Below are 25403 nucleotides of genomic sequence, written 5' to 3' on the forward strand. Positions count from 1 at the left end.
GGTATTGATATTCATTGAATCGAATTTAAAATGAACGTTTTTATTTATCTTCTTTAATTCTACAATCTCTCCTTTTTTTAGATCCCAAAGAAAATATAAAAGTTAGCGTTCAGGGCTATTTGTGTAAACTAATGGTAAAGTTTGTAAAGAAAAATAACATCGCGGTTGTAGTCATGACTACAGACTCCTGAACCCCCTACGACTTAGCGGGGATCGATTGGAGAACTATTGTGAAATGGTCAAAAACTAAACGCGATCACCTATTTAGTTCAAAAGAAGATACGGCACAAACAGCACAAACTGACCAGCGCTCTAGTTCACCAATGGGGGTGGGACAATGGCAAACTGGACAGATGGGTGACCCGTGAGTGCGGGCGGAAAGTTTTTGTAACAAAGCTTCAAATGCCAGTTGGGGGCTAAGAGATGGGGGAGCGGTTTCTCTTCCGGGAGAGGGTTCGGCCGAGTCGTTCCAGACACTGGGATGGTCTGAGAGTTGGTACTCAGGGTTAGCGTCAGGCGTTTGAGCCTCTTGATGCCATCGCCGGGGCGAGAGTCGGATGTCTTTTAAAGGTTCCTCTAACTGGGAATTGAGCCGTTTTAGGAGTTGGCGTCTCTGAAAGGTTAGATGCTGGGCCCAAACCGCATTGGCCGTGGCGACCTGTAGAATGCTTTGAGAGAGACGAGTAGGACGACTGAAGCGAGCCGCTTTTTGTCCAACGACATCTGGCCAGAGGGCCAGCAGTTGCTCTAACTGTTCCTGTTCCGGGGCGACAACTGGACGGGAGGCCGAGCGTAAAATCTGATGAAGGGATTCAAAACTCATGATTGATAGGTGGCGCTAGCTCTGAGTTGTCTGATGGATTCAGGTCCATTATGAGCATGGAGGGTCAATGGATACCCCGATCATCGGCAGGGTCGGGGGGCTAGTTCTAAATTGGCTAATGCTAATTAACATGTCGTTAACGCAACTCCCCACTCCGAGAATGACCTACCTTTGTGAAGGTTGTGTGAAAGCGTGATACAACTTGGGGGACGGTGGCCCAGCGGAATAAACAGACTCAAACTCATGAGGTCTAAACTTGCCCCCCATTCCGAGTCAAGTCGAGTTAATCTTGTAACAGCCCCTATGGGGTTTCCATCTTGTGAACTGGCAACTTGAGTTAAGTGTCTTCCACTACACCCTCCCCTACACGAACTACTTCCCCGCTTCATCCCTCGTTACAAGTCGCGTTGGCGAGTTTGGATGTTCCTCTGGATGCTGAACTAGATCGGTATCGACAGCATCGCAAGCGGATGAGTCCCCCTCCCCCTCCCCCTCCATCGCGGCCGGTCGTGGTTGAGGGACGGCTTGAGTCTCCTGAGACGGCCTCGGAGGAGACCTCTCCCTGGGATGTGTCTCCTGACTTGGCTTCCGATGGAGATGCGAGCGGGGTTCAGTTACCCTCTGAGTCCTCAGCGGCACTAGCGTCTGAAGCGGCTGGAGACCCCTCTGAGTCTGCTGTGGCACCTGAGACGTATTTGGAGTCAGCGCAGCGGTTACGTCAGGGATCTGAGGTCTCTGGAGGGTCTGAGTCTGGCTTGAGTCCTGGTGTTAATGGTCTGACGGTGGAGTCGTCTGAGTCCTCTGATTCCCCAGATGGAGGGGAACGTCGATTTACGGCCCTAGGGGTTGGGTCAGTGTTGCTGTTTCTGGCGGCGACGGCCACATTAGGTTATGTCTTGGTCAATCCTGAGAGTTTGTCGCAGTTGGGATTGGAACGATTCTTTGCTGGGGAAACGGCGACAGAGGGAGATGGAGAGGACGCAACGACGTCATCTGATACGGGGTCTCGTCCAACCCGCTTACCGACATCTCCTGATTTGGCTGCTGAGGAGTTTATTCAGTTGGATTTGAGTACCCTCAGTCGCTTAGATCCTGAGACGCGATCGCCCCTGGTGACGCCACCTCCCACCCCTGAAGACCCCAGTCCAGCGGCGGCTACGGCCCCGACTCCTTCGGAGCCAACGGACGCGGCTGAAAATACCCTCGACAATATCTCAGCTCTACTAACGCCCGAAGCGAGCGACGAGTCTCAACCGACAGCTCCGGACTCCCCGACGGAAACCCCTGAGGCCTCTCAACAGCCAGCTACAGAGGAATCGTCAGGCCCACCCCCGACGATTGATCGGGATGCTAATTATGGGGGCTTTATCTTTGTAGTTGTGGACTATAACAATCAGGTATCAACCTTAAATCGGGTGCGTGAGCAGGTTCCTGATGCCTATTTACGGGAGTTTCCGGATGGGGTGAAGGTACAGGTGGGGGCCTTTGATGATACCCCCAGTGCTGAGAGTCTGGTAAACCGTCTGCAAGAGGATGGGATATCAGCCCGGGTTTACCAAGCCCGCTAGGATTCGATTGGGGGTAGGATGGGAGGGAGTAGATAGACCTGATTGTCGTCACGCCCCCAACTCCCCAATCTGAGCCGCGGCTCGCTACACTTGAACTAGAAGCCCGTTTTCTACTTGTTAACCAACTGTCAGAAGGAATAAAGACGTTATGGGATTATTCGATCGCATCAGCCGCGTCGTTCGCGCCAATGTCAATGACATGGTCAGCAAGGCTGAAGATCCAGAAAAGATTTTAGAACAGGCGATTATTGATATGCAGGAAGACTTGGTGCAGTTGCGCCAAGCTGTTGCTAAATCCATCGCCCAACAAAAGCGAACTCAACAACAATACAACCAAGCCCAGACGAATGCCAATCAATGGCAGAGTCGCGCTCAGTTGGCTCTGCAAAAGGGGGATGAAAACCTGGCCCGGGAAGCTTTGCAACGTAAGAAGTCTCACGCAGAAACAGCGGCGACGCTTAAGGCTCAGTATGATGGGCAGTCGGGGCAGGTTGATACTCTCAAACGCAGCTTGATGCAGCTAGAGAGCAAGATTTCTGAGGCCAAAACCAAGAAAAATATGCTCAAGGCCCGGATGCAGTCGGCCAAGGCTCAGGAGCAGTTGCAAAATAGCCTCGGTTCCCTCAATAGTAGTGGGGCCATGGGGGCGTTTGAACGGATGGAAGAGAAAGTCTTGGAGGCTGAGGCTACATCTCAGGCTTCGGAAGAGCTGCTTGGTGCTGATTTGGAAAGTCAATTCGCTCAACTCGAATCGGGGAGTGATGTGGATGATGAGTTAGCGGCGATGAAGGCTCAGCTTTCGGGTGGCTCAAAACCGGCTGGGGCCCTTCCGGAAGGACAAGCTCCCGCTGCGGATGCGGAAGTTGATGATGAGTTGGAGAAACTTCGGGCTGAACTGGATAATCTCTAGGGACAGGTTCGGGGTTCTTTTCCATGGTGGCGATCGCTCGATTCAGGATTGGGCGATCGCTGTTTCACTCGATTCAGGATTGGGCGATCGCTGTTTCAATTGCGACTCATCTCGTTTTAAACTGGATAACGGGGATTTTGTTCAGTCCTGTTTCCCCTCAGGGATGTTAACGACAAAACCATGAGTGAACCGGTTACGATTAATGACTCTCAGTTCCAAGCGGACGTATTGGAGGCAAACCAACCCGTCTTAGCTTATTTTTGGGCCTCTTGGTGTGGCCCCTGTCGCTTGGTTTCCCCTTCCATTGATTGGGCGGCTGGGGAATATGGCGATCGCCTCAAGATTGTTAAGTTAGAGGTGGATACGAATCCGGAGTCGGTGAAACATTGCAAGGTTGAAGGAGTGCCTGCGTTACGCTTCTATCGCCAGGGCGAGATGCTTAAGGCCAAGGAAGGGGCGATTACGCGATCGCAACTTCAAGAGTTGTTAGACTCTCTGTTAGGGGCTTAACGGCTTCGTCGGCGCTCTCTGTCTCGTTCACGCTTTTTTTATGCTTCACTTCGCCCAACGCCTCACCTCGCTCCGTTCTAATGTTTTTGCAGATATGGATCGGGCCAAGGCGGCGGCCCGCCAGGCAGGACAAGAGATTATTGATTTATCCCTCGGTTCGTCGGATTTGCCGACGGCCGATTTTATTTTGCACGAGATTGAGCGATCGCTCTGGGATAGCCAAACCCATCAATATCTCCTCTTCCATGGAACCCGGGCCTTTCGGGAGGCGGCGGCAGCTTGGTATCAGCGGCGGTATCAGATTGAGGTTAACCCGGAAACGGAGGTGTTACCTCTGGTGGGTTCTCAGGAGGGAACGGCTCATTTACCTCTGGCTTTGTTGAATCCTGGTGATTATGCGCTCCTGCTCGATCCCGGCTATCCGTCTCATTATGGTGGAGTGGCCTTAGCCGGGGGGCAGATTCATCGGTTACCTTTGCGAGCAGAACGGGAGTTTTTGCCGGATTTTAGTGAGATTCCTCCTCAGGTATGCGATCGCGCCCGCATGATGGTGTTGAGTTATCCCCACAATCCCACCACGGCGACGGCTTCTATTACATTTTTTGAAGAAGCCTTGACATTTTGCGACAAGTACAACGTGGCTCTGGTTCATGATTTCCCCTATGGGGATTTAGTGTTCGACGGTCATCGTCCTCCCTCGATTCTCCAGGCTGATGTTGAGAAACGCCGTAGCATTGAGTTTTTCACCCTGTCGAAGTCCTACAATATGGGGGGATTCCGGGTGGGGTATGCCATTGGTAACCCGGAGTTGATTTTGGCGTTGCGCCAGGTGAAGGCGGCGGTAGACTTTAACCAGTATCAAGGGATTTTCAATGGGGCGATCGCCGCTCTAAACAGTGACTTGAAGGCAGTTCAAGCTACGGTTGATTGCTTCCGGGAGCGTCGCGATGCTTTCCTCGATGCCATGCAGGACATTGGCTGGGCCATTCCCATCCCCCAGGCGACGATGTATGTCTGGGCCCAACTCCCTGAACCTTGGCGTGGGGACTCCATTGGCTTTTGTGAGGCCCTAGTGCAAGAGACGGGGGTGGCCGTATCTCCTGGGATTGGCTTTGGAGAGAGTGGCGAGGGCTATGTTCGCTTTGCCCTGGTGCGATCGCCCCAAGTCCTCACTACCGCCGTCCAACGAATTTCTGTATTTTTACGGAAGTCATTGGCAACCTCGTGAGCTGGACTTTCCCTAACCCGGCGATGCAATAGAAGATTAAGGATATTAACGTTTATTTCTGCGCATTAATACTTAAGATTTAGCCGCTTCTTTCTATTAAATTAAATATCATGCGTGTTTTCATATAAAAAACCTGAATCCAAGATGTCATGAGGCTTTGACGGCCGCTTTTAACTTCGCAAAAACTTTATAAAAATCGGGAAAAACTCAACACTAACTTTACCTACGGCTAGCAATAGCCTCCTAGAATAAGGGTAGGTTGAAACTAAGCGGTTAGACAGTCGTTCCCGGGCATGAGTGACATTCATCACTTCCCACCCGGCTTTTCAGAGCAATAGGAACGGACTCTGTCGGCATCTACCCGATATACAAGCAATTCTACTCTGAACTTACTTAAAGGACGTTACACTCATGTCTGGATTACTTCAAAAGACCCTAATCGGCAGTTCCGTCATCGGAATGGGCGTGTTTGCCGCCGTTCCTGGCTTAGCCTTTAGCCTGACAAATCCAACTCTCAACGACCAACCCTATCTTCTCTACGAACAGGTTGGCAGTTCTACCGTTTTAAATAACAACGCGGATTTAGCCACTCTGCTGCAAGGGGACATCAACAATCCTGGTGGTCATGTTGAGCTATCGGGCATCCTCGGCAGTCCCGACTCCGCCGACATGAAGAATGCCACCACTCTATCTGGCTTCTTGAATGGTGAAAAAATCCAAGTCAGCAGCCTCACCCATGAGGACTGGTTGAATCCCTATGGTGGCTACAATAGCTTTGCCGAAAAATGGTTTTATGAAGCGTGGCATACCCAAGAGACGGGTTTACAAGCTTGGATCAGTAAGGAGTTTGGGGTAAACAACTACTTCTTCGCTTCCAATATTTTTGTGGGCATCGGAGGCTATGCACGCTTTAGTGACCCTAACGTCAACTATGTGAATATGGCCAATGATGGCACGATCTCCATTGGTTTGGCTGGACACCTTAAACACTACACTGGTCTGAACTTGAGTGAAGTCGTCCGAGTCGATTACGCTGGAGAGACGCACTACCTCTATCAAATGGGGTCTGCACTGGCATCGGGTTTGGTCAACGATAAAGGGGAAGGTGCTGATGGTCGGTCTCACACCGGTTTGTACAACCTGACGCTTCCTGGCAACCCTCCTGTTACCGATATTCCTGAACCCTCGACGATGTTAGGACTGTTGGGCGTTGCTGGACTGGGTTTGATGAAACGTCGCCAGTCTTAGGTTTCTGTCCGCTGCGACTGTGCAACCGTCAACCTAACTGATACAGTTCCAGACTTTGGGGAGTCCTCATTAGAAGGCTCCCTTTTTTTTGCTTGGGGGAACTGCGATAGAATGGAGTGAGTTTTTTTGTTGCGAGCGATCGCCCTATGGCTCAACGGGTCCCAGATTGGCAAGAGGTAACGGGGAGTTCGGTACTCATTCCCGGTCGTCCGAAGGGAATCATTCACTTTCTCGGTGGGGCGTTTGTCGCCACAGCCCCGAAATACACCTATCGTTTCTTGTTGGAGTATTTAGCAAGTCAGGGCTATCTGGTCATTGCCACACCCTTGATTAATACTCTCAATCACAAGGAAATGGCTCAGGAGTCCCTGAATCGTTTTGAACAGACTTGCGATCGCCTCTACGCCACGGGCCAACTTCGTCAACGCGGCTTGTCTGTTTATGGGGTCGGCCATAGTCTCGGCTGTAAGCTCCATTTGCTCATTAGTAGTCTGTTTAGTGTCAAACGGGCCGGCAATGTGTTTATGGCCTATAACAACTATCCGGCACGGCGATCGATTCCCTTTGTTGATCAGCTTTCCGTGCTGACAGATGTGGAATTTACCCCATCTCCTGAACAAACTGAAGAGTTAATTGCCAGTCACTATGGAGTCCGCCGTAATCTTCTGATTAAGTTCCAAGATGACACCATTGATCAAACCCTGATGCTGCGTCCAGTGTTGGAGAGGATGTTTCCGGATTGGGTCAGCTTTCGAGTTCTGAGGGGGACTCATCTGACTCCCATTGCTCAAGACATCCCCTGGGAAGTGGGACAGTCTTTCTCCCCCCTTGATGCGATGGCTCAATGGGTCAAACAAGGATTCTACCGCGATTTGAATGGGCTGACGCGGGAAGTGGGGTTTTGGCTCGATCCGACGACGGTACGATGAGGGGAAGGCAATAGGCAGTAGGCAGAACCCACCCCGCCTTCTTGGCACCCCTCCCAGGAGGGGAAGGACGGTTGCCCTAGGCTCTACTTTGAGTGCTTATTTTTGATTAGTGTACGACAATCAAAAATAAAATTGCGCTGCTTAGATGTTTGGCTTTGCGCGGCCCGCACCGGAGCCGCGAAGCCCTGCCAACCTTAAACAAAAAATTGGTGCGCTTTGATTTAAGGGGGTGAAGCTTTATTTATAATTTTACTATAGCAAAACGAATTGCGAATGTCAAGGGCAAACGGCCCAAAAAAAGCGCCTTCCGAAGAAGACGCTTTTGGGAAATAGTAAACATAGGTTCAGGCAAGACACCCTCGCTGTGAGGATAAGGCAGGGTCTCCCTATCTCCCCTCCTGGGAGGGGTAGGGGTGGGTTCTGCCTATTGCCTTAATTAACCCAGAGCTTCGGCACCGCCGACCACTTCAAGAATCTCTTGAGTAATCGCTGCCTGACGTGCCTTGTTGTAGGAGCGAGTCAACTCAGAGATGAGATCATTGGCGTTGTCGCTGGCGTTGTTCATCGCCGTCATCCGCGCGGCCAATTCACTGGCGGCAGATTCTTGCAGGGCCCGGAGAATCTGGTTGGTGATATACAGTGGGAGTAAGGCATCGAGAATTTGCACCGGATCTTGCTCGAAGATCATATCTCGGGGCAGTTCCGCCGCCGTCATTGGGGCAGGTTCCCGCTGCACTTCAAAACTGCCACCGCGACTGGTGAGGCGGAAGATTTCGTCATCCTGGGCCGCTAAGCCTTGAGGATCGAGGGGGAGCAGAGTTTGCACCACCGGCTTAGAACTGACGAGGGAGACAAATTTGGTATAGACTAACTCCACCCGTTGCACATTATCCGAAAGATAGAGAGCGCGGGTTTCGTCGTTAATTTGTCCGGCTTCGTCGGCAGTGGGGATTTGAGCCAGGTTAGCGAAGGTCGCCGTAATGGGGGTATCGCGACGCTTAAAGTATTGAATGGCTTTGCGGCCAATGAGGATGAAGGTGACATTTTTGCCTTCAGCCTTTAGTTCAGCGGCGCGGGCCTCGGCACGACGAATAATGTTGGCATTGTAGCCACCACAGAGACCGCGATCGCCGGATACCACCACCAGGGCCACGGACTCCACCTCTTGCTGTTGCAACAGAGGTAACTCCACGTCTTCAAATTGCAGACGGTTTTGTAGGCCAAATAACACTTGCGCCAAAGCATCGGCAAAGGGACGAGTCGCCAGGACTTGTTCCTGAGCGCGACGCACCCGTGCCGCTGCCACCAGACGCATGGCCTCGGTAATTTTTCGCGTATTTTTAACAGATTTAATGCGATCGCGAATCGCCTTTAGATTAGCCATAGGGGAAACGGTTGAACAATAGTGGCAATAGAGCGATTGAGGGCAAGGGATGGCAGGCCATCCGTCACCCTCAATTAACGTTCGCGATTACGCAGACACCAAGAACGTCTGTTTGTATTCTGCGATCGCCTCTTTGAGGAGGTTTTCCGAGTCGGCTTCCAATTTCTTGCTTGAGCGAATCAACTCACCAAACTTCGGCTTGCTGCTGCGCAGATATTCCCGCAGGCCCTTCGTAAACTGGGTCACTTTCTCCACAGGAATCTCATCGAGGAGACCATTAACACCAGCGTAAACAATTGCCACCTGTTCTTCGAGGGGCAGCGGAGAACTTTGAGGCTGTTTGAGCAACTGACGCAGGCGCTTACCCCGTTCGAGTTGATTACGGGTTGCGGCATCCAAGTCAGACGCAAACTGGGAGAACGCCTCAAGTTCATCGAACTGAGCCAATTCCAGTTTCATCTTCCCAGCCACCTTCTTAATGGCCTTGGTTTGCGCCGCTGAACCCACCCGGGAGACGGAAATACCGGGGTTCACTGCCGGACGTTGACCGGAGTTAAACAGGTCAGAGGAGAGGAAGATTTGTCCGTCGGTAATGGAGATGACGTTGGTGGGAATGTAGGCCGAGACGTCACCGGCTTGGGTTTCAATAATCGGCAATGCCGTCATGCTACCGCCACCGAGTTCATCACTGAGTTTGGCAGCCCGTTCCAACAGACGAGAGTGGAGATAGAATACATCTCCAGGATAGGCTTCACGACCGGGGGGACGACGCAGCAACAGAGACATTTGACGGTACGCCTGAGCCTGTTTAGACAAGTCATCATAGATGACCAGGGTGGCTTTCCCGTTGTACATGAAGTATTCCGCCATACTGGCACCGGTGTAGGGTGCTAAGTATTGCAGAGTTGCGGGGTCAGAGGCGTTGGCGGCGACAACGATGGTGTAATCCATGGCGCCGTTTTCTTCAAGCACACCGATAACCTGAGCCACGGTGGATGCTTTTTGACCCACGGCGACATAGACGCAAACCACGTCTTCACTTTTCTGGTTCAGGATGGTGTCGATGGCGATCGCCGTTTTCCCGGTTTGACGGTCTCCAATGATCAACTCCCGTTGACCACGGCCCACGGGAATCATGGCGTCGATGGAGGTAATTCCGGTTTGCAGGGGTTCACAAACGGATTTCCGTTCAATAATCCCAGGAGCACCGGATTCAATCAGGCGAGTTTCGCTGGTGTTGATGTCGCCTTTGCCGTCAATGGGACGACCCAAGGCATCCACCACCCGACCGATCATCGCGTCACCCACGGGAACCTGGGCGATTTTACCGGTGGATTTAACTGAAGAGCCTTCTTGGATGTCACGACCTTCACCCATCAACACGGCCCCGACGTTATCTTCTTCGAGGTTGAGGGCGATGCCGATGGTTCCATCTTCAAATTCGAGGAGTTCCCCAGCCATAGCTTGTTCTAAGCCATAGACCCGGGCAATTCCGTCGCCAACTTGAAGTACGGTTCCTACATTGGAGACTTTGACATCCTGGTCATAGTCTTCAATCTGCTTCTGAATGATGCTGCTAATTTCGTCTGGTCTGATAGCTACCATAATCTTGTCTCGCTGTTGAACGCTTCTTGGATAAAACTGTGATCACGAACGTCTAGACGCTCTCGCGGCCCATGGTGGCTGCGTTAACTAAGGCTCAGAGCTAGCCGACGCAGTTGGCCCCGTAAACTCAGGTCAAGCACTTTAGAGCCAACGCGGATAATCACGCCACCCAGCAGAGTCGGATCGACTTCAATCTGTAACTCCACATCACTGGCGTTGGTGAACACTTTGACGCGATCACGGACTTGCTCCCGTTGCCCATCGCTGAGTTCGACGGCTGAGGTGACTTCAGCCAGAGCAATATTTTTCAGTTCCCGCAACAAGACTTGATACTGAGCACAAATCTCTTGTAAGAAAAGAATGCGACCGCGATCGACGAGCAGGCGCAAAAAACGGAACATGTAGTCGTGCACCTGACCCTCAAACAGTTGCGCTAAGACGGCTTTTTTCGTCGCCGGCTTGATGATGGGGTTGGTGATAAATTGCCGTAGCTCCTCTGAACTTTTGAGAGTATCGAGGATTTGAGCCGTGTCCTCGCCGATGACATCGACTAGGTCATGTTCGGTGGCGATCGCCATCAAGGCTTTCGCATAAGGCTCAACAATTTCGGCCGTTGCCATTTGTCCTGTCATCGTTGACCTCCAATTAGGCTAATGCTGCGATCAATAATTTTTTGTTGATCCTCAGAGTCGAGGCGATCGCGCAGGTAGTTCTGAGCCTCTTCAACAGCCAGACTCACGGCCCGTTGCCGAAGCTGAGCCATGGCGCGGCTTTCATCTGATTGAAGCTCCTGAGCAGAGGAGGTTTTCAATCGTTCGATTTCAGCGCGAGTCTCATCCATAATCTGAGCCTTCACAGCTTCAGCTCGCTCTTGAGCATCTGATAGAATGCGCTTAGCTTGAGCCTGAGCCTGCTCAAGGTCAGCATTGGCCGTCTTGAGGTCAGCTTGCGCCTTGCTGGCTTTCTGCTCAGCGTCTCGAATTTCCGTTTCAATGGTGCTGCGGCGTTCGCTCAGGATTTTTCCTAAGAAGCCCCGACCGAAGTAGTACAGTACACCAATGACAATGATGAGGTTAATTAGGTTGCTGCCGAATAGGTCTAGGTTAAACGCAAAACCTCCTTCGGCCTCAGCCAGCCACACAAAAGTCTCCATGATTCTTAAACCCTAATCGTTTAAATGTTACGTCGCTGGTTTGTCGTCGGGGGTGAAGCACGACTAAACCTCTAAACTGAGACAGGGACTGATGACGACAGCCTCTGACTCCTGCTCGCTCGCTAACGTTTGACGAGTTCAGAACCGAGGATCTTTTCGAGAATTTGCCGACTGAGGGCATCAACTTGCCGGTCAATCTGAGCAAAAGCAGCCTGTTTTTGCTGTTCAATCTCAGCCGCCGCTTGTTCCCGTTCCTCATTCGCTTGACGCTGTGCTTCAGCAATTTGAGCATCTGCTGCTTTATCAGCGTCTTCCCGAGCTGCATTAATAATGTCTTGCGCTTTTCTCCGACTTGAGGCGAGTTCTTGCTCGTACTTCGCTCTCTTGTCTTGAGCTTCCTTCAGACGAGCTTGTGCGCTCTGAGTCTTGTCACGGATGTAACCATCTCGGTCTTCGAGGGACTTTGTCAACGGCTTATAGAAAACCGCGTTGAGAATCCCGACCAAAACCATGAACTGAACGGCCATCAGAGGCAAAGTTGCGTCGAATGCAAACAACCCGCCCTCTTGAGTGGCCTCAGTTGCCAGTACGATTGTCCAATGCATAATCTAGGTTTGTCCTTACCCTCCTTATATTGAGTAGGGGTTCAGAGCCATTATCCCTTGAACGAAATATCCAGTGAATGGGTTCTGAACCCCCTATCGTCAGAAATACTGATTAAGAGAAGGGGTTAGCAAACAGCAGCACCAGAGCAACCACCAAACCATAAATCGTTAGTGCTTCCATGAATGCCAAGCTCAGCAGCAAGGTTCCGCGAATTTTTCCTTCTGCTTCGGGTTGACGAGCAATCCCTTCGAGAGCTTGTCCAGCCGCATTACCTTGACCGATTCCCGGTCCGATTGCAGCGAGGCCCACTGCGAGAGCAGCAGCGATAACAGAGGCAGCAGCCGTTAAAGAATCCATTGTTTACTCCTTATTTCAGTCTAAGTTGAACGTTAAACGACAAAAAAATGCCGATTGTATGATCGAGATTGTGTGGTCAAGTTCGAGGCTGAGCTTATAACCCATCGGGCAAAACTCAGTCATCGACGTGGGGACTTAAGCAGACCGGTCAAACCCCACTGGGAACCGGGCGACTAATCATGGTCGCCGTGTCCCTCAATTGCTTCGCCAATATAGGCAGCCGCAAGAGTGGCGAAAATCAACGCCTGAATCGCACTGGTAAACAAGCCCAGCACCATCACGGGTAACGGAACGAACAGTGGCACCAGCAGAACCAAAACCGCTACCACTAACTCGTCCGCTAAGATGTTACCAAAGAGACGGAAACTCAGGGAGAGGGGTTTGGTAAAATCTTCCAGAATGTTGATCGGAAGCAGAACCGGCGTTGGCTCAATATAGCGAGCAAAGTAACCTAGCCCGCGCTTGCTGATTCCCGCGTAGAAGTACGCTAGGGAGGTTAGCAATGCCAATGCCACCGTCGTGTTGATATCGTTGGTGGGGGCGGCCAGTTCACTCGCTGGCAGCTCAATGAGCTTCCAAGGAACAAGTGCCCCAGACCAGTTTGACACGAAAATGAATAAAAATAACGTCCCCACGAAAGGAACCCAGGGGCGATACTCTTTTTCCCCGATCTGGGCTTTAGCCAGATCCCGAATGAACTCCAGGGCGTACTCCATGAAATTCTGAAGTCCGCTGGGAACTCGCTGTAAGTTACGAGTTGCTAAAATCGAAACGATCGCCAACAGGGCGATCACGAACCAAGAGGTCAGAAAAACTTGTCCGTGAAGTTTAAGGCTACCGACTTCCCAGTACCAATGTTGACCGACCTCCAAGTTAGCCAAATGGAAAGTATTAACGGTATGTAGCACGTCGAGCATGTTATCTCATCGATTGACAGGTTGCCTGGAAGAGTTTAAGTCCGGCGCGAATGTCGTCAACAGGACATGGACGAGAATCGCTACTTTGTACGTCATAAACCCAAAGAAGGTGGGGAGAATCTGGAGCTGCTGAACTTGGGTGGCGACCACCATTAGCCCGATAAACAGTGCCATTCGTCCGTTCCCCAACCGAACCTTCGTCCGACCGAGACGTTCGACATCCCTCGCCATCATTCTTAAGTACACTGTGCCCACTAGGGCCCCAATCGAATAATTTAAGGCCACATCACGGGAGGACAGATACCAGAGTGAGGCGAAGACCGCTCCGGAAATCAGCAATGTTGCCATGTACAGTTGTTTCCGAAGTTGGGAATACTCCTCATCTGAGGATCGGCTCTCACCGGAGACCGCAACGGTTTCCGATGGGGTTGGGGACGCAGAGACTTGGACCGGCTGGGACGAGACAGGGGACGTTTGACCGCCGAACTCGTCATCAGACCGACGAAAGCGAGGACGTGTCGTCAACGGCGTGAGGTTATCGTCGAAACGTGGGTGCATAGTGCAAACACCTACATTGATGTCACGCAGGACCGACCGGCACAATTACCGCCGCCCCAATGTGCCTCAAAGAAATTTGAGTGAATCGTTAGGGGAAGGTAACTGACCATCTCGGGCTGACGAGAAGGAGTGTCTGGACTAATCCAAACCAGAAGAGATCATATCACGGTGCGGTACGCCAACTGCCCGAGAACTTTCCCGTTTGAGGAATCGATCTGAGGTTTTGGTGTGAGATTGGTGTCAGAGGGGTTAGCTTTCGGGGGTGGGGGTCAGTAGCAACAGTTGTTGCTTGAGGAGCGATCGCACTCCGGCTAGGTCAAACCCGAGGCGATCGCAGAGGTCACCGACGCAAGTTTCCCCAGATTCACAGGCTTGCAGGAAGGCAAACTCAGCTTCTGAGAGGGTGACAATCTGATAGTCGTAGTTAAATAGGGATTGACTGGGCCAGCCTTGCAAACAGGGGTGAATCTCGGGAATCGCCTGGCGCAAGATGTCATCCTGTTGCCAGTGCGATCGCTCCAGAGGCGGACGCGAGAGGAAAAACTCATAGTGGGTTAATTCCGGGTCCAGGAGTTCCACCAGGCGATAATAGTCCCGTTCGGGCAACTGCTGCGATCGCGCCATCAACTCAGCATTAGACCCAATCAAACGGTCAATCTGCCAATAACTGGGATTCGAGAAGCCAACAAAAGACAGTCCCGAAGCATCAATCAACTCAAACAGAGTTTCAATGTTGTAATCGACCTCCTGGGGATGCAGATACATATCCGCGAAGTTAGCATCGCGATGATTTTCCAGGGACCAACGGCGTTTATCTTCAACCACTAAACGATTGCTGTCTGGGAGCGCCTGAAACAGTTGGCGGCCCAGGCGCACCCCTTCTTTAAAGTTGTGGCGATCGCCCCCCTGCAACAGGGCCAACGCCTGCTGGGCCAAATAAATCTCCCGCCGTCCCAACTCCGCATAGACAAACACGTGCATTAAGCCTCCCGGTTTCAGGCGACTGGCCAAGGCCTGAATCCCGGCGATGGGGTCTGGGAGGTGATGCAGAACCCCAACACAGTTAATGTAATCAAAGGTGGTTTCGAGCTGATCCCCCTCATAGATGCTCAGGTTTTGTAGCCTAACCCGCTCCGCTCCCGAGCGCCGACAGCGTTCCCGGGCCACCGCAATGGCTTCATCACTTAAATCAATCCCTGTGACCTGGGCCTGGGGATTGAGGTGAACCAGATATTCCGTCCCCACTCCCGTTCCACAGCCCGCATCAAGAATTTGGACATCATCCCGTTGGGGCTTGCGTCCCGTGCAGAAGTTATAGGCCGCCTGCCAATGCCAGCGCCAGTTATAGCCGGGAGGGGGTTCATCCAGCAACGGTTCCGGAGGAAAGGGATACGTATTGTAAAGTTGGCGCACTGCCGCGCTAATCTGAGACCGGTCTGTCATATGTCAATTTTAAAAACTGCTGAATCAGCCCACTCAAGCGGTAGGATCGGGGATCAGGAGGGCGAGGGGCGATCGCTCAAACGTTACAAAACTTTGCGTTTTCTCATACAGAGACCCGCGATCCTTTATCATGTCGCGGTAATTAGAATATTGACCGCCCGAGTTCGCAACCTGATTTTGACATACTTCTTAACAGTGCGAGCTTAATAAAACTAGAGTGTTTGAAGCCGGATAACAATACTAGGATAAGAAGAAGCCTTTGCCTCTCCCCTGTCCCTCCCCGGTATCCTGTCGTTCTTGTAAATATAACTCATGAGTGTAACAGCAAGCGGTGGCACCACCTTAGTGCGCCAGCAAATCTTCAAAACGGTTCCCGTCTCAACGATCTCGCAAGCCGAACAGCAGGATCGTTACCTGGGACGGAATGAACTGGGTGAATTGGACACCTTCTTTAAATCCGGAACCAAGCGCGTTGAGATTGCCCAAATTCTCACCGCCAAGTCAGATTTAATCGTCTCCCGAGCCGCCAACCGGATCTTCACCGGCGGCTCTCCCATGTCCTTCTTAGAAAAGCCAGAGCCAGTCATGGCCATGGCTGGAGCGGCCTCAGAAACCCTAGAGACCGTTAGCTACATCGAAGAAGAAGGCAGTGTCTTTGACGGCATCAAAAACCTCTTCTTCACCCCCAGCGCCGGGGCGGCCCCTGCCGGGTTCCGGGCCATCAACGTAGCCCGCTACGGTCCAGCCAACATGACCAAATCCCTCAGGGATTTAAGCTGGTTCCTGCGCTACGTCACCTACGCCCTCGTCGCCGGAGATCCCAACATCATCTCCGTCAACGTGCGAGGACTGCGAGAAATCATCGAGAACGTCTGTTCGTCTGCCGCCACCATTGTGGCCATCCAGGAAATGCGGGCGGCCTCGGTCAACTACTTCAAACAAGACCGGGAAGCGGCTGACTTAGTGCAACAGTACTTTGACGTGCTGTTGAGTGAATTTGAAGCCCCCACTCCCTCCGAGAAAGTCCGTAAAGGGCAATCTTCTGATCAACAGGGCTTAAAACTGCCCCAAATCTACGCCAATGGCGCGGAACCTCGCTCCAAATTCGCCATGAAGCCGGGGTTATCCTTCAGCGAAAAAGATGCCATTATCAAAGCCGCCTACCGGCAAATCTTCGAGCGGGATATTACCCGAGCCTATAGCCAGGGAATTTCCTACTTAGAGTCCCAGGTGAAGAACGGCGAAATCTCCATGAAGGAGTTTGTGCGTCGTCTGTGCAAAACCCCCCTCTATCGGCAACAATTCTTCCAACCCTTCATCAACAGCCGGGCCTTGGAACTTGCCTTCCGCCACATTCTCGGTCGCGCTCCCTCCTCCCGTGAAGAAGTCCAGAAATACTTCTCCATCATGTCCGAAGGAGGTCAAGGGGCGCTCATTGATGCCCTGGTGGATTCTCAGGAGTATTCCGATTACTTCGGCGAGGAGACCGTTCCCTATCTGCGGGGTCTCGGCCAAGAAGCCCAAGAATGCCGTAACTGGGGCGCTCAGTTTGACCTGTTTAGCTACAGCGCGCCCTTCCGCAAAGTTCCTCAATTTATCACCCTCTACGCCGACTATGTGCGGCCTCTACCCGATCGCCATCCCTATGGTGTCGGCAACGATCCCCTGGAAATCCAATTCGGGGCAATTTTCCCGAAAGAAACCCGCAGTCCCAAAAATGCACCGGCGCCCTTTGGTAAAGATACCCGCCGCATCCTGATTCGTCGCGGTCCTGGTATTGAGAACCAACTGAGCAATCCCGGCGCACGAGGGATCAACCCCGGTTCCTTGGGACCCAAAGTCTTTAAGATGTCTCCGGTTCCCAGCTTCACTGTCGCTCGCGGAAGTAGTGTTCAGTACAACGAAAGCTCCGCCCAAGCGGTCATTGGGGCGGCATACCGTCAAGTGTTTGGACGGGACTTGTACGATGGACAGCGGTTGAAAGTCTCGGAAATTCGCCTCGAAAACGGGGACATCACCATGCGTGAGTTCATCCGTGACCTCGCGAAATCGGAAATCTTCCGCAAGATGTATTGGACTTCCCTCTACGTCTGTAAAGCCGTTGAGTTCATCCACCGTCGTCTCTTGGGTCGTCCCACCTACGGTCGTCCGGAGATGAACCGCTACTTTGATATCTGCGCCAAACAAGGCTTCTATGCCCTGGTGGACGCGATCATGGATAGCCCCGAATATGCCGAATCCTTCGGAGAAGACACCGTTCCTTACGAACGCTACGTCACTCCCGCCGGACAAGCCCAACGCTCTCTGCGGGCCGGTAGCATTGGCGATACAGGAATGTTGGTCAAACCCGAACCCGAAGCGCCGCGCTTCGTGCAGTTGGGAACCCCCAGCGATGCCGGAATGCGCACCCATCCCGATGTTAACTTCCGGATTCAGCAGGGTGTCAGCCAACAGCGGGAACAAACCAAGCAGTTCAAACTCACCAGCACTCTCGACAAGGCTCAAGTGCAAACGGTGATTCGGGCCACCTATCGGCAAATCTTCGAGCGCGACATCGAACCCTATGTCACCAAGCGTGAGTTCACTGCTCTCGAAAGCAAGTTGAGCAATGGCGAAATTACCCTCAAAGAGTTCATCGAGGCAATTGGTTGTTCAGAACTCTATATTCGCGAGTTCTACACCCCCTATCCCAACACCAAGGTGATCGAGTTAGGAACCAAGCACTTCCTCGGTCGTGCGCCTCGGGATCAGGCTGAAATCCGCAAGTATAACCAAATCCTCGCCTCTGAGGGAATTCGCGGCTTTGTCAGCACCATGGTGAACTGTCCTGAGTACATCGAGGCCTTTGGTGAAGATATTGTCCCCTATCGTCGCTTCCCGACCTTACCGGCGGCAAACTTCCCCAATACGGAACGTCTCTATGAGCAGCTGACGAAACAAAATGATGATGTGGTGGTTCCGAGCTTTGTGCCTTCGGTTCCCTATGGCATCAATTCCTAAGGATGGCGACGTGGGAGTTGTGATATAACCAAAACGCAGCTCCCTGCCGTTGTCATGGGGGTTCATCTACAATCTGGTCTAGTTAGGCTCTAATTGGACTCTAATTAGACGAAAAAAAGATGGGGAGTCAACCCCCCATCTTTTTTGGTGCCCGGCGACTCAGATTAGTTGTCCAGATTGAGGGAGTCTACCTCATCTGTGGAGATGGACTCCTGTTGACGGATGAGTTCGAGTTGGCGGCGACGAAAGGCATCCGCTGCATTGTCTAGGCGTCCTTCTTGTCCCGAGCGGAATTGTTCTAGAGTGCGACCGCCGCCGAAGTTACTGCGGTGGATAATGTCAAACATATCCAGGCCGCCTTCCCCTTGCATGGGGTTGCGATCGCCCGTGTTGGGACTATCCCGAAAGGGATTATTTGAGGGAATATCGAGACGGTTGGAGTTTTGGGCTTGGGCGGTGGAGGCGAAGACTAGCCCACTGCACAAGGCTAACAGTGACAGGGAACTGGTGATGGCAAAGCGTAAGGGATTCATAACGCGATTCTCCTAAAACTAGGTTGGGGTGAGTGAGATGGCGTCGAGGCTTAGGCAAAGCGACGACGGAGTAGGGGTTGAATCAGAGCTAAAGCTGCCATGGCGAAGACAACCAACACCAGGAGAGCCGCCCCAAAGGTAATATCAGCAAAGGGGGCTTCCATCACCACGCTGCTTAGGCTCCAACTGTCATGGAGATAGAGATAGCGAATTGGCTCAATGGCGTAACTGAGAGGGTTGAGACTGGCGACTATTTGGAGCCAGCCCGGCATGAAGGACAGAGGTGCTAGGGCCGTACTGGCAAACAGTAGTGGTAGATTAGTGACGAAAATGGCGGCAATCAGTTCCACATGGCCGGGGAGAGCAAAGGCTAAGCCGAGACTTAAGCCGGTAACGCCGAGGATGAGGAAAAAGAGAAATAGGGCGATCGCTCCCAAGCCCGCCAATCCCGGAAGTCCTGCCCCCATAACGGTTCCGGCGGCCATAATCACAGCGGTTTGCAGGAAGCTGAGGCTGACAATATAGATGGTTGAGGCCAGAACAATGGAGAAGCGACTAGAGAGGGGGGCCACTAGGAGACGATTGAGGAAACCAAACTCGCGATCGAACATAATCGGCAAGCCGGCGTTGAGTGCCCCAGCGAAGGCGGTAAAGACAATTACCCCAGCCCCGAGGAACTGGAGATAGTTTTGGCTTTCGGCAAATAAGCCAGCGGGAGCATTTTGGAACAAAGCCCCAAAGAGAATCAACCACATCAGGGGTTGAATAATCCCCGCCACCAGGGTGCTGGGCCGGCGTTGCAGTTGAATAAATAGACGCCGGGTGAGGGCTAAGGTTTCTTGGATAAAGTCGCTCAAAGCATTGTCAGCGACAGCTTGCGCGGCCAACTCAGCCTTGGGCGTGGGCGTGTTGATGGTGGTACTCATAGGAACTTAGGAAAATTGAGAATTGCGATAACGAGCATCCTCGATTGTCTCTATTGTGCCATTGTCTTTGAGGGAACCGAGCAAACGATGAGCTAGAGGGTTGATTCGGCGGGTCGGTGACAATGAGGTGAGGGGCGATCGCCGCAGTATACAATCAGCTATAGCCGGCTATCAATCCCAAGAAAAATCATCTTGCCATTCAGACAACTGACCCTCGATTTGCCCAATTCCAATCGTTTCAGTCCCCAGGTGGAGGAGGCGATTGAGCAGTTAGCCTCCAATCCAGAAGCAGATGCACGGGGGGCAATCTTCACTCGCCAGGAGGTGGTGGAGTTCATCTTGGATCTGGTCAGCTACACCGAAGATAAGCCCCTGCACAAGATGCGGCTGTTAGAACCCTCGTTTGGTCGTGGTGATTTTCTGCTGGCGATTATCAAACGGTTATTGAACGCCTGGCGGACTTTCAAACCCAACGGGGTTGCCTTAGATGACCTTAGTCAGGCTATTAGGGCCGTTGAACTACACCATACTTCTTTTAAACACACTGCTGCGGCAGCGATCACCCTTCTCAAGTCGGAAGGAATTGACTCGAAAACGGCAACCACTTTAGCAAACGGCTGGCTCTCCCAGGGGGATTTCTTACTAGCTCCCCTTGATGGAGAATTTGAGATTGCGGTTGGCAATCCACCCTATATCCGTCCTGAGCTAATTCCTGCCCCCCTGTTGGCCGCATATCGCAGCCGCTACCCCACGATGTATGACCGGGCCGATATTTATATTCCCTTCATCGAGCGGATGCTATCTGTGTTGTCGAATACGGGACATCTGGGAGTGATTTGTTCGGATCGTTGGATGAAGAATCGCTATGGTGGCCCCTTACGGTGTCTCATTGCAGAACAGTTCCACCTGAAGATTTATGTGGATATGGTGGATACTCCGGCATTTTACTCTCAAGTTATGGCGTATCCTGCCATCACCGTCATCACTCGGGACGTGCCAGGCGCAACTCGGTTGGCTCATCGTCCCAAGATTGACGCGGCGACATTGACTCAGTTGGCGGGCGTACTCCGCACACCGGTTTTACCCAAAGGGTCTACGATGGTGCGAGAACTAGCTAGGGTGACCGATGGTGCCCAGCCATGGTTACTGGAGTCATCAGAACAGGTGGCACTCATCCGGCGTTTGGAGCAATGCTTTCCTGTCCTGGAAGCGGTTGGATGTAAGGTGGGAATTGGTGTGGCGACGGGTGCAGATCAGGCATTTATCGGGGACTTCGAGGCCCTGGATGTAGAAGGCGATCGCAAGTTGCCCTTAGTGACCACAAAAGATATTAGCTCGGGGGAGGTCCAATGGCGAGGACAAGGGGTGATTAATCCGTTTGCTGAGTCAGGTGGATTGGTTGATTTAGACGACTATCCCCGGTTGAGACGTTACCTTGAAGCTCGTCGGGGGGCGATCGCAAAACGACACTGTGCGCGGAAAACTCCTAGCCAGTGGTATCGAACGATTGATCGCATTACTCCCAGCTTAGCCGCCAAGCCAAAGCTCTTAATTCCCGATATCAAGGGAGAGGCTCATGTTGTTTTTGAAGAAGGAAAGCTTTATCCACATCATAATCTCTACTATGTCACCTCTGAAGACTGGGATTTACGGGCATTGCAGGCTGTTCTACTTTCAGCAGTAAGTCGTCTTTTCGTAGAAATCTATTCAACGAAAATGCGGGGGGGATTCCTACGCTTCCAAGCCCAATACTTGCGTCGGATTCGCGTTCCTAACTGGGCTGATGTGCCTGAGCCGCTACGCCAAGAGTTGGCTGATGCGGCTTTAAGGCGAGATGTACTAGCCTGCAATGAAGCTGTGTTCAGACTCTATAATCTCAGTCCCGAAGAACGACTTGCCCTGAGAGGGAATACATAATGGCTCTTGATTTAGTCAATTACGAAGACAAGGCCCACGAGGCGGTGAAGGCATTTTGGGGGAACCGGGAAGCCGCCAGACAGAGACAGATTGCCTTGGGTAAGGCAGATCAAGGCGAACGCGCTGGTGTCACGGCTGGCAAGAACCTAGACGGTTTTTTGGGGTTGATGATGGATATTGTTAACGCCAATGGCCTTACTGATGCCAATATCCATCAAAATAGAGCCATGCTGACCTTGCCGGGATATTTTCGTCCAACTAAGTTGTGGGATCTCCTAGTCATCCATAAGACTGAGCTGATTGCGGCTATAGAGCTAAAAAGCCAAGTCGGGCCGTCGTTTGGCAATAATTTCAACAATCGAACTGAGGAAGCGATTGGAACAGCACAGGATTTGTGGACGGCTTATCGTGAAGGAGCATTTGGCAAGCAGCCTCGTCCTTTTGTGGGATGGCTTATGATCGTCGAAGATGCCCCAGAATCCCGAAAAGCTGTGTCAGGTTCATCGCCACACTTTGCTGTCTTTCCAGAATTTGAGAGAGCCTCGTACCTCCAGCGATATGACCTCCTCTGTCAGCGACTTGTGCAAGAACAGTTATACACAGCGGCAACTGTTCTTGCTACAAAACGGGGTGCTATAGATTCTGGGAAGTTTTCGCAACTATCGTCTATGACTAGCCTAAAGTCATTTGTCAGTACCTTTGCCGGTCATATCGCGGCAGCCGCTGCCCGCCTTGAATGATGACCTACCTGTTATTCAACGATACTCTTGCCGTTGAATATCCTGTAAGCGTGCTTCTGAACGTAAAAAGCGATCCATCTGGGCCTCGAAGAAGTCGCGATTTTTCTGCAAATGCTCAGGATTGGGGTCATCGAGGGGATGACAGGTAGCTTGCCGTAACGCCTGAATCACCGCCGAAGTGACGTTATACATAGAACGTTGGAAGGTAATGCCCAACTGAATGAGTTGGTCATCGTCTCCCCGACAATGTTGACGATAATACTCCCGTAAATAGTCCGGCAGAAAATGGGACATATCCTGCATTAATAATGTCGGAGGAATTCCGGCACTGCCAACGGGGAAAACATCGGCGTAGAGAATGCCATAGTGAAAGTCTTTTTGTTCCTTGGGAACTTGATTAGCTTGGGCATTATAGGATTTAGTCCCTCGGAAGGGAGCGGTGCGATAAAAAATGGCTTCTACATAGGGTAAAGCGGCTTCATAGAGCCAAGTAAAGCCTTGGGATTTGGGGATGATTTCGTAGCATTCTCCCCGAATATAAACGTGATGATAAATGGGGCGACTAGCCACAGCAAAAATGCCATTGACTAGAAACTCCATAGCTTCGGGAACGGTGGTCATTTTCCCTTCATCATAGAGGTCTGACATTTCTAGAAAAACCGGGGCCATCACTTCCCAGAAAAGTCCTAGGTTGGCATAGTAGGAGAGTTGCCTCACCTGTTCTAAAAACATCGCTGGGAAAAGTTTGTAGAGTCCCAGCATCAGGGGATTGCCTTTGAAATAGGCGCGGATGGCGCGATCGCAGTTGGCGATATACTCGTCGCTTTCGAGGTACTCGTTAAAGCCACCTCCCATCCCTTGATGCCAGAGCATGGCTTGCATACAGGCTTCTGCGAACTCCATGTTAATGCGATCGTGCCAAAGGTGATGGAACAACTTTGGCATGTTGCGAGTTTCGCCCTGTTGGAGAAATTCCAGGAGTTCAGGATGGGCCTCTCCTCCCCCACGCCAGACTCGTAATTCGGATTGGTCGCCAGCATAGCTATTTTGACGCTCTAAATAGGATTTAGGGAGAAAATATTTGAAGGCGGGGATGGGATTGAGAAAGACTTGTTCGGCAATATAAAGTAAGTTTCGCCAGTAGAAGTCCATGGGAACGGCATAGGCTTTATAAATGCCGATGATTTGCATCAAGTTTTCTGGGGTATCTGGAAGCATTGAACCGCCAGCTTCCAAACGGTGGATAATCTCCGCATAGGGATGCTGAGAGGGAGGAAGGGCGTTTTGGCTGGGTTTCGTGGTGGTTTGGGTCATGGGGAAAGAAGGGAACAGGGAACAGAAATAAGGTAGGGGCAAACCCTTGTAGTTGCCCTCTTCTTCAGGCTTAGGGTTGGGGTTGTTGGGCGATGAGTTCTGGGGTTGGGGGGAGGGTGGAGGCGATCGCCGTGGCGGTAGGTTGCATCCAACGAATGAGGGTGTTGGGTTGTAGGCCGAAGTAGAAGATGGTGGCCGTTAGGATGAGGGCGGGGACTCGTTCTCCCCAGGTGAGGCGATCGTAATAAGCCAGGTTATTATCCAGTTTGCCGAAACAGGTGCGGTTGAGCAAAATCACAAAATAGACGGCGGTTAGCCCGGAGGACAGGATGCAAATCAGGGTGGGAATGGGAAAAATGGGAAAACTGCCCTGGAAGACGATAAACTCGGCGGCAAAGCCCACTAAACCGGGGATTCCGGCACTGGCCATCCCGGCGGTAATGAGTAAGCCACTGACGAGGGGCAAGCCACGAATGGGGTTCATTAGACCATTGAGGCGGGACAGTTCTCGGGTTCCGACTTTGGTCTCGACAATAGCCACGAATGGGGTTCATTAGACCATTGAGGCGGGACAGTTCTCGGGTTCCGACTTTGGTCTCGACAATCCCGACGAGGTTGAAGAGGAGAGCGAGGATTAAGCCATGGGCCACCATTTGAGCCACGGCCCCTAAAATAACCGACGAGGTTGAAGAGGAGAGCGAGGATTAAGCCATGGGCCACCATTTGAGCCACGGCCCCTAAAATACTCAGTTCGGTTCCAGCGGCGGCGGCCACGAGGATATAGCCCATATGGCCAATGGAACTGTAGGCCACCATGCGTTTAATATCCTGCTGGGCGATCGCACTCAAGGAACCATACATCACACTAATAGCACCAATGATGGCTAATCCTGGGGCGACGAGAGACCAGGTTTGGGGAAACATCTGTAAGCCGAAGCGGATTAAGCCATAGGTTCCGAGTTTGGCCAGAATCCCACCGAGGAGAATGGCGATGGGGGGAGAGGCTTCAACGTAAGCGTCGGGAGACCAGGTATGTAGGGGAACGAGGGGGATTTTAATGCCTAATCCCACTAACAAGAGGCTGAGGATAATCAGTTGCGCTCGTTGGGAGAGGTTTTGACTGGCGAGGCTATCGTAGTCGAAGTTGAGGCTGCCACTGAGGAACACCACCCCTAAGAAAGCGGCTAGGATTAGGATTCCCGAGAGGGCGGTATAGAGGAGAAACTTCATCCCGGCGTACCCCCGTTTTTCGCCCCCCCAAATGGCAATGAGTAGGTAAATGGGAATTAATTCTAATTCAAAGAAGAGGACGAACAGGAGTAGATTTTGGGCCAGGAAGGCCCCGGCGACTCCGGCGTTCACTAGGAGAATCAGGGCGTAGTAGAGTTGGGAACGCAGGATGTTAGCGGGGCTACTATAGACCACAATCCCGGTCAGAAAGGCGTTGAGAGCCAATAGGGGGGTGGAGAGGCCATCGGTTCCCAGGCTATAACTTAAGCCAATGGCATCGGCCCAGGGGAGATATTCGGAAAATTGCAGACCGCTGTTGCTGAGGTCGAATTGGCTGATGAGCCAGATAGTCCAGAGAAAGGCAATGCCTGTGGTGGTTAGGGCGAGGGTGCGGGCGGTGTTTCCCGATTTGACGAAGCTAATGAGTAGGGCCCCGATGAGGGGAATAAGGATGAGGGCAGTTAGCATGGTTTAGGGAATAGGGAACAGGGAACAGGGATAACC

The 25403-nt window shown here is 52.0% G+C and carries 23 protein-coding genes and 1 pseudogene; 9 read left to right on the plus strand and 15 right to left on the minus strand.

Annotation, left to right across the window (positions count from 1 at the left end; all coding sequences use genetic code 11):
• Window positions 1-256: 256 nt before the first annotated feature.
• Window positions 257-823, minus strand: coding sequence for a DciA family protein (locus L855_RS11995; protein ID WP_159788314.1), 567 nt, complete (start codon window positions 821-823; stop codon window positions 257-259).
• Window positions 824-1164: 341 nt separating this feature from the next.
• Here L855_RS11995 and L855_RS12000 point away from each other — a divergent pair, with 341 nt between their 5' ends.
• The 6 genes from L855_RS12000 (at window position 1165) to L855_RS12025 (ending at window position 7216) form a co-directional block, all read left to right on the plus strand.
• Window positions 1165-2391 carry an SPOR domain-containing protein gene (locus tag L855_RS12000; protein ID WP_219729910.1) on the plus strand — a complete coding sequence of 409 codons (1227 nt, stop codon included), beginning with the start codon at window positions 1165-1167 and terminating at the stop codon, window positions 2389-2391.
• Window positions 2392-2539: 148 nt separating this feature from the next.
• Window positions 2540-3301 (plus strand): PspA/IM30 family protein, encoded by a 762-nt coding sequence (locus L855_RS12005; protein WP_159788318.1) that lies wholly within the window; start codon window positions 2540-2542, stop codon window positions 3299-3301.
• 180 nt (window positions 3302-3481) lie between these two features.
• Window positions 3482-3811 (plus strand): thioredoxin family protein, encoded by a 330-nt coding sequence (locus L855_RS12010; RefSeq protein ID WP_159788320.1) that lies wholly within the window; start codon window positions 3482-3484, stop codon window positions 3809-3811.
• A 40-nt stretch (window positions 3812-3851) separates the two neighbouring features.
• Window positions 3852-5039, plus strand: a complete 1188-nt coding sequence (locus L855_RS12015) for an LL-diaminopimelate aminotransferase (RefSeq protein ID WP_159788322.1) — start codon at window positions 3852-3854, stop codon at window positions 5037-5039.
• A gap of 411 nt (window positions 5040-5450) precedes the next feature.
• The gene (locus L855_RS12020; protein WP_159788325.1) at window positions 5451-6287 is read left to right on the plus strand and encodes an NF038130 family PEP-CTERM protein; all 837 of its coding nucleotides are present in this window, start codon (window positions 5451-5453) and stop codon (window positions 6285-6287) included.
• Between the two features lie 146 nt (window positions 6288-6433).
• Window positions 6434-7216, plus strand: a complete 783-nt coding sequence (locus tag L855_RS12025) for a DUF1350 family protein (RefSeq protein WP_159788327.1) — start codon at window positions 6434-6436, stop codon at window positions 7214-7216.
• Between the two features lie 436 nt (window positions 7217-7652).
• Here the strand turns inward: L855_RS12025 and L855_RS12030 are convergent, their stop codons facing one another.
• The 9 genes from L855_RS12030 to L855_RS12070 all read right to left on the minus strand — a co-directional run bounded on the left by L855_RS12030 (window position 7653) and on the right by L855_RS12070 (window position 15239).
• Window positions 7653-8600 (minus strand): F0F1 ATP synthase subunit gamma, encoded by a 948-nt coding sequence (locus tag L855_RS12030; RefSeq protein ID WP_159788329.1) that lies wholly within the window; start codon window positions 8598-8600, stop codon window positions 7653-7655.
• Between the two features lie 87 nt (window positions 8601-8687).
• A complete protein-coding gene (gene atpA / locus L855_RS12035; protein WP_159788331.1) occupies window positions 8688-10205 on the minus strand; it encodes a F0F1 ATP synthase subunit alpha in 1518 nt (505 codons plus the stop codon).
• Between the two features lie 83 nt (window positions 10206-10288).
• Window positions 10289-10837 carry an ATP synthase F1 subunit delta gene (gene atpH / locus L855_RS12040; RefSeq protein ID WP_159788333.1) on the minus strand — a complete coding sequence of 183 codons (549 nt, stop codon included), beginning with the start codon at window positions 10835-10837 and terminating at the stop codon, window positions 10289-10291.
• The gene (locus tag L855_RS12045) at window positions 10834-11358 is read right to left on the minus strand and encodes a F0F1 ATP synthase subunit B (RefSeq protein ID WP_159788335.1); all 525 of its coding nucleotides are present in this window, start codon (window positions 11356-11358) and stop codon (window positions 10834-10836) included. Before L855_RS12045 ends, atpH begins: the two co-directional genes overlap by 4 nt.
• A gap of 122 nt (window positions 11359-11480) precedes the next feature.
• Window positions 11481-11963, minus strand: coding sequence for a F0F1 ATP synthase subunit B' (locus tag L855_RS12050; RefSeq protein WP_219729911.1), 483 nt, complete (start codon window positions 11961-11963; stop codon window positions 11481-11483).
• A gap of 112 nt (window positions 11964-12075) precedes the next feature.
• The gene (atpE, locus tag L855_RS12055; protein ID WP_159788337.1) at window positions 12076-12321 is read right to left on the minus strand and encodes an ATP synthase F0 subunit C; all 246 of its coding nucleotides are present in this window, start codon (window positions 12319-12321) and stop codon (window positions 12076-12078) included.
• A gap of 173 nt (window positions 12322-12494) precedes the next feature.
• Window positions 12495-13238, minus strand: a complete 744-nt coding sequence (gene atpB / locus L855_RS12060) for a F0F1 ATP synthase subunit A (RefSeq protein ID WP_159788339.1) — start codon at window positions 13236-13238, stop codon at window positions 12495-12497.
• Window positions 13239-13244: 6 nt separating this feature from the next.
• On the minus strand, window positions 13245-13796 hold the full coding sequence (locus L855_RS21935) for an ATP synthase subunit I (protein WP_246198835.1): 552 nt from the start codon (window positions 13794-13796) through the stop codon (window positions 13245-13247).
• Window positions 13797-14045: 249 nt separating this feature from the next.
• Entirely contained in the window at window positions 14046-15239 is a 1194-nt protein-coding gene (locus L855_RS12070; protein ID WP_159788341.1) for a class I SAM-dependent methyltransferase, read from the minus strand.
• Window positions 15240-15551: 312 nt separating this feature from the next.
• Here L855_RS12070 and L855_RS12075 point away from each other — a divergent pair, with 312 nt between their 5' ends.
• The gene (locus tag L855_RS12075) at window positions 15552-18239 is read left to right on the plus strand and encodes a phycobilisome rod-core linker polypeptide (protein ID WP_159788343.1); all 2688 of its coding nucleotides are present in this window, start codon (window positions 15552-15554) and stop codon (window positions 18237-18239) included.
• 164 nt (window positions 18240-18403) lie between these two features.
• Here L855_RS12075 and L855_RS12080 read toward each other — a convergent pair whose 3' ends face one another.
• Window positions 18404-18772: a hypothetical protein gene (locus L855_RS12080; RefSeq protein ID WP_159788345.1), complete on the minus strand. Its 369-nt coding sequence runs from the start codon at window positions 18770-18772 to the stop codon at window positions 18404-18406.
• Between the two features lie 50 nt (window positions 18773-18822).
• Window positions 18823-19698, minus strand: a complete 876-nt coding sequence (locus tag L855_RS12085; RefSeq protein WP_159788347.1) for an ABC transporter permease — start codon at window positions 19696-19698, stop codon at window positions 18823-18825.
• Window positions 19699-19890: 192 nt separating this feature from the next.
• Between L855_RS12085 and L855_RS12090 the strand changes: the two genes are divergently transcribed.
• Window positions 19891-21615, plus strand: a complete 1725-nt coding sequence (locus tag L855_RS12090; RefSeq protein ID WP_159788349.1) for an Eco57I restriction-modification methylase domain-containing protein — start codon at window positions 19891-19893, stop codon at window positions 21613-21615.
• The gene (locus L855_RS12095) at window positions 21615-22355 is read left to right on the plus strand and encodes a PaeR7I family type II restriction endonuclease (protein ID WP_159788351.1); all 741 of its coding nucleotides are present in this window, start codon (window positions 21615-21617) and stop codon (window positions 22353-22355) included. The genes L855_RS12090 and L855_RS12095 overlap by 1 nt, the downstream gene beginning before the upstream one ends.
• A 15-nt stretch (window positions 22356-22370) precedes the next feature.
• On the opposite strand, the gene L855_RS12100 is transcribed toward L855_RS12095, so the two are convergent.
• From L855_RS12100 to L855_RS12105, 3 genes and pseudogenes are all read right to left on the minus strand, one after another.
• On the minus strand, window positions 22371-23669 hold the full coding sequence (locus tag L855_RS12100) for a CO2 hydration protein (RefSeq protein WP_159788353.1): 1299 nt from the start codon (window positions 23667-23669) through the stop codon (window positions 22371-22373).
• 70 nt (window positions 23670-23739) lie between these two features.
• Window positions 23740-24210 (minus strand): annotated as a pseudogene (locus L855_RS22860) (NAD(P)H-quinone oxidoreductase subunit D4); the annotation flags it as partial.
• The gene (locus L855_RS12105) at window positions 24153-25367 is read right to left on the minus strand and encodes an NADH-quinone oxidoreductase subunit M (RefSeq protein WP_425500573.1); all 1215 of its coding nucleotides are present in this window, start codon (window positions 25365-25367) and stop codon (window positions 24153-24155) included. The pseudogene L855_RS22860 and the gene L855_RS12105, both read right to left, overlap by 58 nt.
• Between the last annotated feature and the right edge of the window lie 36 nt (window positions 25368-25403).

The sequence above is a fragment of the Sodalinema gerasimenkoae IPPAS B-353 genome, from assembly GCF_009846485.1.
Taxonomy (GTDB): domain Bacteria; phylum Cyanobacteriota; class Cyanobacteriia; order Cyanobacteriales; family Geitlerinemataceae; genus Sodalinema; species Sodalinema gerasimenkoae.